At 62.0% G+C, this 10,687-nt stretch carries 10 protein-coding genes; all 10 read left to right on the plus strand.

All coding sequences use genetic code 11. The features are described from left to right. Window positions 1–469, plus strand: a 469-nt coding sequence (locus tag AC1D1Z_RS29380; RefSeq protein ID WP_477852442.1) for an NAD-dependent epimerase/dehydratase family protein, incomplete at its 5' end; no start/stop codon positions are given. Next, on the plus strand, window positions 469–1,455 hold the full coding sequence (galE, locus tag AC1D1Z_RS29385) for a UDP-glucose 4-epimerase GalE (protein ID WP_130654113.1): 987 nt from the start codon (window positions 469–471) through the stop codon (window positions 1,453–1,455). The genes AC1D1Z_RS29380 and galE, both read left to right, overlap by 1 nt. Then, on the plus strand, window positions 1,452–3,359 hold the full coding sequence (locus AC1D1Z_RS29390; protein WP_131647129.1) for a glycosyltransferase family 2 protein: 1,908 nt from the start codon (window positions 1,452–1,454) through the stop codon (window positions 3,357–3,359). The genes galE and AC1D1Z_RS29390 overlap by 4 nt, the downstream gene beginning before the upstream one ends. Before the next feature lie 19 nt (window positions 3,360–3,378). Next, window positions 3,379–4,317, plus strand: coding sequence for a glycoside hydrolase family 26 protein (locus AC1D1Z_RS29395; RefSeq protein WP_131647243.1), 939 nt, complete (start codon window positions 3,379–3,381; stop codon window positions 4,315–4,317). Between the two features lie 18 nt (window positions 4,318–4,335). Beyond that, on the plus strand, window positions 4,336–4,842 hold the full coding sequence (locus AC1D1Z_RS29400) for a DUF995 domain-containing protein (protein ID WP_018247062.1): 507 nt from the start codon (window positions 4,336–4,338) through the stop codon (window positions 4,840–4,842). 414 nt (window positions 4,843–5,256) lie between these two features. Further along, complete coding sequence (locus AC1D1Z_RS29405) at window positions 5,257–6,267, plus strand: LacI family DNA-binding transcriptional regulator (protein WP_131647244.1); 1,011 nt, start codon at window positions 5,257–5,259, stop codon at window positions 6,265–6,267. 40 nt (window positions 6,268–6,307) lie between these two features. Next, window positions 6,308–7,600: an ABC transporter substrate-binding protein gene (locus AC1D1Z_RS29410; RefSeq protein ID WP_477852448.1), complete on the plus strand. Its 1,293-nt coding sequence runs from the start codon at window positions 6,308–6,310 to the stop codon at window positions 7,598–7,600. Window positions 7,601–7,672: 72 nt separating this feature from the next. Further along, the gene (locus tag AC1D1Z_RS29415) at window positions 7,673–8,605 is read left to right on the plus strand and encodes a carbohydrate ABC transporter permease (RefSeq protein ID WP_018247059.1); all 933 of its coding nucleotides are present in this window, start codon (window positions 7,673–7,675) and stop codon (window positions 8,603–8,605) included. Beyond that, a complete protein-coding gene (locus tag AC1D1Z_RS29420; RefSeq protein ID WP_018247058.1) occupies window positions 8,598–9,491 on the plus strand; it encodes a carbohydrate ABC transporter permease in 894 nt (297 codons plus the stop codon). Before AC1D1Z_RS29415 ends, AC1D1Z_RS29420 begins: the two co-directional genes overlap by 8 nt. A 2-nt stretch (window positions 9,492–9,493) precedes the next feature. Next, window positions 9,494–10,687 (plus strand): glycoside hydrolase family protein (locus tag AC1D1Z_RS29425; RefSeq protein WP_477852446.1); only part of this gene is annotated, 1,194 nt, incomplete at its 3' end.

The following is a 10,687-nucleotide window of genomic DNA, read 5'->3' on the forward strand; positions in this document are numbered from 1 at the left end:
GATCAAGATCATCCGCATCTTCAACACCTACGGCCCGCGGATGCGTCCGGACGACGGCCGCGTCGTCTCGAATTTCATCGTTCAGGCCCTGACGGGGCAAGACATCACGATATATGGCGACGGTTCGCAGACCCGCTCGTTCTGTTTCGTCGATGATCTCATCGGCGGCATGGTCCGCATGATGGCCTCGCCGTCGTCGCTGACGGGGCCCGTCAATCTCGGCAATCCGGGCGAATTCACGATCCGGGAGCTGGCCGAGCAGGTGATCGGATTGACCGGCTCCCGGTCGCAAATCATCCATCGCCCTCTGCCGGTTGACGACCCTCGTCAGCGTCGCCCGGATATTTCGCTTGCCATGCAGGAACTCGACTGGCGGCCGAAGATCGACTTGTCGAGCGGCCTGCGTCAGACGATCGACTATTTCGATGGCCTTCTCACCCGTCCAGCACGCGAGCTGGAGGCCGTCTGATGGATGCGCCCCGGGTCCTTGTCACGGGCGGTGCCGGCTATATCGGCAGCCACACCGCCAAGCTCCTCCGCTCGGAGGGGATTGAGCCTGTCGTCTACGACAATCTTACGACCGGAAACCGGTCGTCCGTGCGCTGGGGCCCTTTCGTCGAAGGTGACGTCCTCGACTCGCCATGCCTGATCGAGGCCATCGAGAAATATGCGCCCGATGCCGTCATCCACTTTGCCGCCTCGGCCTACGTGGGCGAGTCCGTGCAGAACCCGGCGAAATATTACAACAACAATGTCTGCGGTGCATTGTCGCTTATCGATGCCTGCCGGCAGACGGGGCTTCAGAACGTCATCTTCTCATCGAGTTGTGCCGTCTACGGCGTTTCCTCCGTGCTGCCGATCGATGAGACGTTGCCGAAGGCTCCGATCAATCCCTACGGCAGGACCAAGCTGATGGGCGAGAATATGCTCGCCGATTATTCGGCGGCCTTCGGCCTGCGTTATGTTGCCCTGCGTTACTTCAATGCCTGTGGAGCCGATCCGGACGGCGAGCTTGGCGAATGGCACGTTCCGGAAACCCATCTCATTCCGCGGGCGCTGCTGGCCGCGGCCGGCCGGATTCCGCACCTGGAGATATTCGGCGATGACTACGACACCCCTGACGGGACCTGCATAAGGGACTATATTCACGTCGCAGATCTCGCGCGCGCCCATGTTCAGGCTTTTACCCATCTCGCCAAAGGCGGAGCAAACCTCGCTGTCAACCTCGGCACCGGGCGGGGTTTTTCCATCAGGGAAGTGCTGCGCGTAATCGAGGAAACGACCGGCTGCGAAGTCCCGGTCGTCATCCATCCGCGCCGGCCGGGCGATCCGCCCAGCCTCTATGCCGACGCCAGCCTGGCCCGCGAGACACTCTGCTTCCAGCCTCGATATTCCGACCTCGAAACCATCGTGCGGACGGCGGCTCCGTTCTTCGGACTGGAGGTGCGCGCGTGACCGAACTTGCGATCAACCAAGCGACGCATGCTCCGGAACCCTCCCAGGAGCCGTTTCTTGTCCCGGTTCTGACCGGATATCGGCGGGCCGAATATTTGTTCTTGGCCGCCGTATGGGCCTGCGCCTTCGCCTATTTCTGGATTTGGTGGCTGGAGCCGCACCATCACGTCGATGCTTTCGGCACAATTACGGTGAGCCTCGTTCTTGCCTGGGTTACCGCTCTGCCGGCCTATTTCATCGTCGTCTTCTATCGGGCGGCAAGACCGAACGGTCCCTTGCGCCTGCCGGCGGGCAGCCGAGTGGCCATGGTCGTGACCAAGGCGCCGGCGGAACCCTTCTCGGTCGTCAGTGAAACCCTGCTGGCAATGCTTGCCCAGGAGGTGGAACACGACACCTGGCTTGCCGACGAAGACCCTTCCCCCGAGACTCTCGACTGGTGCTCCGGGCACGGGGTCTTCGTCTCGACCCGCAAGGGGCGATCCGATTACCATCGGACGTCGTGGCCCCGACGCACGCGGTGCAAGGAAGGCAACCTCGCCTTCTTTTACGACCACTACGGCTACAGCCGCTACGATTTCGTGGCGCAACTCGATGCGGATCATGTTCCCGCGCCCGACTATCTCTTCCACATGCTGCGTCCGTTCGCCGATCCAAACGTCGGCTATGTCTCGGCCCCCAGCATTTGCGACAAGAACGCTTCCGAAAGCTGGTCGGCACGTGGAAGGCTCTATGCCGAGGCCAGCATGCATGGCTCGCTCCAAGCCGGTTACAATGGCGGCCTGGCGCCGCTGTGCATAGGGTCGCATTACGCGGTACGTACCGTCGCCCTGAAACAGATCGGCGGCCTCGGTCCGGAGTTGGCTGAAGACCACTCGACGACAATGATGATGAATGCCGGCGGCTGGCGGGGTGTGCATGCGCTGGATGCCATCGCCCATGGTGACGGCCCCAGAACCTTCAGCGATCTCGTGACGCAGGAATTCCAGTGGTCGCGCAGCCTGGTCATGGTGCTGTTGCGGTACTCGCCGAGCCTCGTCGGCCGGCTGCCGCCCCGGCTCAAGTTCCAGTTCCTCTTTTCGCAACTCTGGTATCCGCTTTTTGCGTTCTTCATGTTGCTCATGTTTGCGATGCCGATCATCGCGCTTGTGCGCGGCCAGAACTTCGTGACGGTGACCTATCTCGATTTCCTCACGCATTTCGCGCCGCTTTCTATCGCTCTCGTGGTGATGGCTTATCGCTGGCGCGCCAGCAGTTCGTTCCGCCCCTACGACGCCAAGATCCTAAGCTGGGAATGCATGCTCTTTCTCTTCGCGCGCTGGCCCTGGGCACTCGCCGGTACGCTGGCTGCGGTGCACGATTTTCTCACGGGCTCCTTCGTCGATTTCCGCGTCACGCCGAAAGGGCGGTCCGAAGTCGATCTGCTGCCGGCGCGTGTCCTGGCGCCCTACGCTGTGCTGGCGCTGATGGCGGTATTGCCCGCCCTGGCGATCGGCCATGCCGGCGCCTCCAAGGGGGGCTACTTCTTTACCGTCCTGAACGCGACAATCTACTGCGTGCTGCTTCTGGTCATCGTTGGGCGCCATTCGAAGGAAAATACGATTGCGGCGGCCCCGCGTTTCTACCGTCCGGCGATGGCGACGGTGCTTCTTGCGCTCGTCGCGCTGCCGGGGGTTGCAACCATGATGCGCGGAAAGGATGCGGCCGAGGCACTCGCCTGGGGCAGTGGCCGCCTTCAGCTGTTCGAAGAGCGCTACGCCGCCTCCGGTGCAGGCCGGGGCGGGACCGCCCTGCGCACGATCTTCTTCAAACCACGATGGATTTCCGATCCGGAAGGGATCCAACTGAGAACGGATGCCGCTCACCCGGATTTGCGGCCGAGCCTGGAGGAAGTACACAATGTCTAGCCCATCCAAAATAGCCCTGTTGTCGTTAACCGGCCTGTTGCTGTCGGGAGTCGCGGTCCTGCCGACCGCTCTGGGCAGCTTTGCCGAAGGGCAGCCGCTTGCGATGACGACATCGTCCATCGCGCCGCCGACCAAAATGCCGGTCGTCACGAAGGACTCGCTCACGTTCGGCGCCTATGATCCGCACGGAGATTTAGCCGCGTCGCCCGATTCGAAGATCGAACACCTCTTCCTGCCCTGGGAAGACGTCGATCTGCGCACGCTCGCCCTGGCCGACGATTATGCGCAATCGCGTGGCCGCACCTTGCTGATCTCGGTCGAGCCCTGGACCTGGTCATCCGATTGGCGCCAAACCTCGCAGGAACTGCTGCACAGCATCCTGGACGGTTCGCGCGATGCGAACATGGCCGCCGTCTGCTCGACTGCCGCCAAGCTGAAAAGTCCGGTTATCATTCGCTGGGGACAGGAAATGGACGAAACCGACAGCCAGTTCTCCTGGTCGCATTGGCAGGGCGCCGATTATGCCAAGGCCTATCGGCGGATGGTGGAGGTCTGCAAGGTCCACCTGAAGACGGCCAAATACATGTGGTCACCGAAGGGTAATGAGGGGCTTCAAGCCTTTTATCCCGGCAACGATGTCGTCGATCTCATCGGGCTCTCGGTCTTTGGCCTGCAGCAATACGACAGGGACAAGACTGGCAAGGACCAGACGTTTGCAGCGCACCTTGCGCCCGGATACGCCCGTGTCGCTGGTTACGGCAAGCCCATCATGGTTGCCGAACTCGGCTACGAAGGCGACGATTCATACGTGCGAAACTGGGCTGAGAGCATAACGAAACGCTATCCCCAGTTCCCGGCCCTGAGCGCCGTTATCTACTTCAACGACCGTGAAGTCTATCCGTGGCCGGACGGCTATGGCCGCCCCGACTGGCGGGTCGTCCGCGAAAGCATCAATTGAACAAGAGGGAAGCTGAACATGTCCATGCTTCAAAAAATGCTCCTGGCCGTGGCCCTCAGCGGTATCGCCACGGCCGCGTCCGCTGCCGGAACCAATGAGCCTGCGGGGATCGAGACCGCAAAGCCGATGAGCAGTGCGGAAATCTATCAGCTCTACAACCAGAATTCCTGGATGTGGAAAGCCGGTGCCGGCTACTTCTCCACAAAGGCGCGCCGCTTTACCGCCTGGTCGCGGGAAAACGGCTCGCCGTCTTTCGGCATGGGCCGCTGGTTCATCACGGAGTCGGGTAAACTCTGCTTCAACGCCGACTGGCACGCCAAGACCGGAACGGCGACGGCAATCACCTGCTTCAGCCACCGGAAGAAGGGCGGCCTGATCTATCAGAAACGCGAACCGGACGGTCAATGGTACGTTTTCAAGAGCAGACGGGCACAAGCCACCGACGAATTCGCAAAGCTTCGCCACGGCGACTACGTGAGCTCTCAATTGGGGAGGATTGAGGCGAGCGTCAGTAAGGCCAAGTAAAGGCGAAGCAGGGGGGTTGCGCGCGGCCGAGGCGCCATCTGTGTCCTTGTAGGAGCCGATGCCTGCGCGCAACCCTTTTCATAAAAGATCGCTTCAAAGACATACAGGCAGTCCGGGCAGCGATCGTCTCATCGTGGTCCAACGGACAAACTGAGGGGCAAATCACCAAGCTCAAGCTGGTAAAGCGCCAGATGTACGGGCGCGGAAAACTTGATCTTCTTCAAGCCCGCCTGATCGGCGCGACATGAGTCAATTGCACCCAATCTGCGTCAGAGCCAAGATTGCACGCCGGTAAGGGGTCAGTCTTGTGCGCCGATTGACAGATAGGTGTTCGGAACACCGAGCAGTGCACGTAAAAGCCGCTTGACAAAACGCGTCCGCTGCCACTATTGGGTAATCGATCACCCAAGGAGGATGGTGAAGATCGTGGCAGTATCGCTTTCTGACATCGCGGAACGTGCGGGCGTCTCGGTAAAGACGGTTTCCGGCGCATTGCACGGCGGCTCCGCCCGCATGTCCGACGATACGCGCCAGAAGATCAAGGCCATTGCGGAAGAACTCGGCTATGTGACCAACCTTGCGGCGCGTGGCGTGCGTCAGGGCTGGCTGCCGCTGGTCGGCGTCGTCTCCGACGGCCTCATCACTTCGCCCTTCGCCACCGAGATCGTACGTGGCCTCGACGGGGCGGCCCGTAGCGCCGGCATGGCGGTCTTTGCGGTCAACCACAGAAGCGGCCAGTCTATCGGCTCGGTGCTCGACGAGGTGCAGCAGTTCCGGCCACGCGCCGTTGCTTATGCCGCCATGTACCACAAGCATGTGGCCCTGCCGGACAGGTTGACGGGCGCCGTCGGCGTCATGATCAACTGCCGCGAGGCTGCCGGCCGCGTCACCGCGCTGGTGCCGGACGAAGAGGGCGGCGCGCGGGAGATCGTGCGTTATCTCCTCGTCGCCGGCCGCCGGCGCATCGCCTTCATCAACCTGCCGGGCATTCTCGCCGGCACGCTACGCGAGATGGGGTTTCGTGCGGCGCTTGAGGAGGGGGGCATCGACCCCGCCGGCGTGTTGCCGGCGGTGCGCCGCAGCGTCTACAGCGACCGCGCGCCAAGCCTTGTTGCCTCTCATGTGGAGGCGCTTCTGAAATCCGGTCAACGGCCGGACGCCATCCTGTGCGGCAATGACCGCGTGGCGATGGAAGTCTATGCGGCGCTTGCCCGCGCCGGCCTTCGCATTCCGGATGATATCGCGGTGGCAAGCTTCGACAACCAGGTCGAGCTTGCCTCGCGGCTGGACCCGCCGTTGACGACGATGGCCCTGCCGCACCGCGCCATGGGCCGCCTTGCCATGGAGATCCTCCTGGCCGAGCAGCCCGAACCGCCGCATCTGCGGAAACTGCCGTTCCATCTGGTCGAACGGGCATCCGTCTGAACATCGAATAGTGTCTAACAGGAGGAGAATATCAATGAGAATGGGTAATCGTTTACTTTGCGGTCTCTTCGCGTCCGCCGCGCTGGTTGCAACCGCGAGTCTTGCCGAGGCGAAGACCGTCATCCACGTTATGCACCAGGGCGATCCCGGCTGGGTGAAGGCCTATGGCGACGTTGCCACCCGCTTCGAGGCCRCCAATCCCGATGTCGATATCGAGATGATCTACGCGCCGCACGATGCCTATAACGAAAAGTTCAKCGCCGCCGTCATGGCCAAGCAGCTGCCCGATATCATGGAACTCGATGCTCCGTTCCTCGCCAATTACGTCTGGTCCGGCTATCTGCAGCCGGTCAAGCCGCTCATTGACAAGGACCTGCTCGATGACATGACGGATTCGAATATCGCCCAGGGCACCTATCCGATCGATAAGGACCTCTATGCGATCGGCCTCACCGACTCCTCGGTCGTGCTCTACGGCAACAAGAAATATCTTGAAGCCATTGGCGCCCGCATTCCGAAATCGGTCGACGATGCCTGGACCCGCGAGGAATTCGAAGGCTATCTTGAAAAGCTTTCCAAGCTCGAAGGCGTGAAGTGGCCGATCGACACCTTCCGAGGTTACGGCATCAAGACCGAGTGGATCACCTATGCCTACGGCCCCCTGCTCGAAAGCGCCGGCTGCGACCTGATCGACCGCAAGACTTGGAAGGCCAGCGGCACGCTCGATGGCGAGGCCTGCGTCAAGGCGCTGACGATGATGCAGGACTGGGTGAAGAAGGGCTGGGTCGTACCGACTTCGTCGGGCACCAACCAGTTCTACGCCGAGGGACAGCCGGCCGCGCTGGCCATGGGCGGCCACTGGTTCTACGCGGAGGCGTCGGCAGCGATGAAGGACAATATCGTGGTCATGCCGCTGCCGAAGATCGGCGACAAGGGCGTGAGCCCGAACGGAACCTGGATCTGGGGCATTTCCGCGACTTCGGAAAACCCCGAGATCGCCGGCAAGTTCCTGAGCTTCCTGCTGAAGGACAAGGCGTACCGGGAATACGCCAAGACCCAGTCCGCCTATCCGGGCCTGAAGAGCTTCGCGGCCGAATCTCCGCTCTATGCGGAAGGCGGTCCGCTCGYCATCGCCTTTGAGCAGGCTTCCAAGACCGCGATCGCCCGTCCGCCGCACCCGGCCTATCCGACGATCACCTCGGCCTTCATGCAAGCCGTCGACAAGATCTTCAACGGTGGTGACGCGCAGGAAGCGCTGACGGCCGCTGCCAAGAAGATCGACGAGGATATCGAGGACAACGCCGGCTACCCGCCCTTCGACGAGCAGCAGTAAGGGGTTTTGACGGGGCCGGTTCTCCGGCCGGCCCTGGACTATCTCGGGAGGATGACCGATGAGGAGGAAACAATGACTTTGCAACAGACCTCCACGCCCGCTTTGCGGCGTCCGGCGAAACGCCGCGACAAGCAGCGGCTCTGGCAGGAAATGGCGATGATCGCGCCTGCCTTTCTGCTTCTGGCGATATTCCTGATCACGCCGTTCCTCTTGTCCTTCTGGACGGCGATGACCAACCAGCCGCTCGTGCCGCGCCCGACGCCGGTGCGCTTTGTCGGCCTCCTGAATTTCGAGCGCGTCTTCACCGATCCGCTGTTCTGGACCTCGCTGTGGAACGTTACGCGTTTCACCTTCTGGGTGCTGCCAGTGCAGTGCGGCCTCGCCTTCCTGACCGCGCTGCTCTTGCACCAGAAGCTGCCGATGCAAAACCTGCTGCGCGGCCTGTTCTTCCTGCCGGCGATCACCTCCATGGTGGTGGTCTGCGTCATCTGGGGCACGCTGTTCCAGTATCCGAGCGGCCCGCTCAACCAGATCGTCGGTTTCCTTTCCGGCGGCACGATCCAGCCGATCGACTGGCTCGGCGACCCCAACTGGGCGATGTTCTCCATCGTGTTGCTTTCAGCCTGGCAGGCCTATGGCTTTCAAATGATCATCTATCTCGCCGGCCTGCAGGGCATTCCCGAAGAACTATACGATGCCGCCCGCATCGACGGGGCAAGCGCGCTGCGCCGCTTCTGGCACGTCACCATGCCCGGCCTTCGCCCGACGCATGTCTTCGTGCTGGTCATCACTACCATCCAGGCCTTCAAGCTCTATACGCAGGTGGCGATCCTCACCCAGGGCGGCCCGAAGGAAAGCACCGAAACCGTTGTCCACTACATGGTGCGCGCCGGCTTCGAGGAGCAGAAACTCGGCTACGCATCGGCCGTTTCCGTCATCCTCTTCGTCATCGTTCTTCTGATCGCGCTCCTGCAACGCAAACTCCTGAGGCGCTTCGATGTCTGATATCGCTTTGAGCCAGCCCGCCCCGCTGGCAATCGCAAGGGGCAACGGCAAGAGAAGCCTGCGCGTCGTGCAGAGCCTCTGCATCCTGGTCATCGCGCTGGTGATGATCTCGCCGCTGTTCATGCTGCTGATCGCCAGCCTGAAGGACGACCGTTTCCGCATCCTCGCCGACATGGGCAGCTTCCGCGCCTTCTGGGTCAGCGACCCGACGCTGTCGAACTACAAGGAGATCGCCCATTTCTCCGGCGAGCTGGCCTATGGCCGATATCTCTTCAATTCGCTGGTGATCCTCGTTGCCACAGTCGTCTCGGGTCTGATCATCAATTCCATGGCGGGCTTCGTTCTGGCCTGGGGCTCGCTGCGCGGCAAGGCGGCGCTCTTGGCGCTGGTCGTCGCCCTCTATGTCATCCCGCAGGAAAGCATCATCATGCCGCTCGTCGTCATGATGTCGCGGGCGGGGCTGACGGATACCTTCGCGGTGCAGATCCTGCCCTGGGTGGCAAGCCCGCTCTATGTCTTCCTCTTCTACCAGTTCTTCGCGCAGCTGCCGAAGGAACTCTATGAAGCGGCGGAAATGGATGGTGCATCGGTCTTCCGCATCTACCGGTCAATCTACATGCCGCTCAGCCTGCCGGCGCTCGCCACGGTCTCGATCCTCATGGGCATCGAAAGCTGGAACCAGTATCTCTGGCCGACGCTGGTCACCCAGACCGACTATGCTCGGCCGATTGCCGTCGCCATCGCCACCTTCTTCGGACAGGACAGCATCTATTGGGACCGCGCCATGGCCGCCTCGGTGCTGATGATGATCCCCGTCCTCATTCTCTATCTGGCTTTCCAGCGCTGGTTCGTCAGTTCATTCGTCGGCTCCGCGGTGAAAGGTTGATCATGTCTCTGCAGGCAAAATCCGAAACGTCAGCACCTGAAACCATCGAAGCGGAGCTGCCCGAAGGCACGGTGCTGCATCTCTGGCTGAAGGCGCGCCATGCCGGCGGCGAGGCGAAGCTCTTCGTCGCTGTTGATGGCAACGACATCGGCGAGCCCTCGACCCGCCGCACGGGGGAATTTGAGTTCTTCGCTGTGACGCTCGCGAAGGGCGGTCGTGCCACGCTGTCCTATGATGCGACAACCACAGCGCTCTCCGTCGCTTATGCCTTCCGGCCGGAAACAGTGATGAAGGAGGGCATCCGCGTCTTGCACAGCGATGCCCGCACCGCCGCCCCCAACGTGCCCGACAGCTACCACTTCCGCCCGCCCTTCGGCTGGATGAACGATCCGAACGGTTTTGGACGGTTCGGCGGAAACGCTCACCTCTTCTACCAGCATTATCCTCATGAGCCGCGCTGGAACACTATGCACTGGGGCCATGCCGTCTCGAAGGATTTCGTCCGCTGGACGCATCTGCCCATGTTCCTCTTCCCGGCGGCACATCTATCGGAAAAGGATGATGGCCGCGGCGGCGCCTTCTCCGGCTCGGCGATCCCCGGCGCCGGCCCAGAAGGCGAGGAAATCCGCGTCTTCTACACCGAGCATGTGCGTGATCGGCAACCGGAAGAGCAAATCCAGCTTTCCGCCGTCAGCCGCGACGGCATCGTCGCCGGCCCGTCGAAAACCGTGATGCCGCTGCGCCCGGAAGGCTTGAACCTCACCACCGATTTCCGCGACCCCTATGTCTTCAAAGGCCCGGACGGCCGCTGGAAGATGCTGCTCGGCAGCCGCGACAGGCAGGGCGGCGTCGTACTGCTCTATGAAACCGCCGACGCGCAAGGCGCCGATGGCTGGACCTTCCTCGGCATCATCCATCGCGAGGACGGTTTCGGCATGACGGCGGCGGAATGCCCCTGCATGGTGCCGCTTTCCGGCAAAAGCGCAGAAACCCGCTGGGCGCTGATCTTCGGTCTGCTCACCAGCCGCGACCCGGCCACCGGCCGCCGCAACCTCACCTCCGTCACCGTCGGCGGTTTCGATGGCCGCACCTTCACGGCGGAATTCGAGCAGGAGTTGGATTTCGGTTCGGATGCCTATGCCTTCCAGGCCTTCGTTGATGGCGGCGAGCCGGTCGGCATCGCCTGGCTCGCCAAC

It is taken from the genome of Rhizobium sp. P1_E1 (assembly GCF_056406015.1).

Coding starts and splice junctions, on each gene's coding strand:
- galE (WP_130654113.1), top strand. CDS start 469: ATGGATGCGCCCCGGGTCCTTGTCACGGGCGGTGCCGGCTATATCGGC.
- AC1D1Z_RS29400 (WP_018247062.1), top strand. CDS start 4,336: ATGTCCATGCTTCAAAAAATGCTCCTGGCCGTGGCCCTCAGCGGTATC.
- AC1D1Z_RS29405 (WP_131647244.1), top strand. CDS start 5,257: ATGGTGAAGATCGTGGCAGTATCGCTTTCTGACATCGCGGAACGTGCG.
- AC1D1Z_RS29415 (WP_018247059.1), top strand. CDS start 7,673: ATGACTTTGCAACAGACCTCCACGCCCGCTTTGCGGCGTCCGGCGAAA.
- AC1D1Z_RS29420 (WP_018247058.1), top strand. CDS start 8,598: ATGTCTGATATCGCTTTGAGCCAGCCCGCCCCGCTGGCAATCGCAAGG.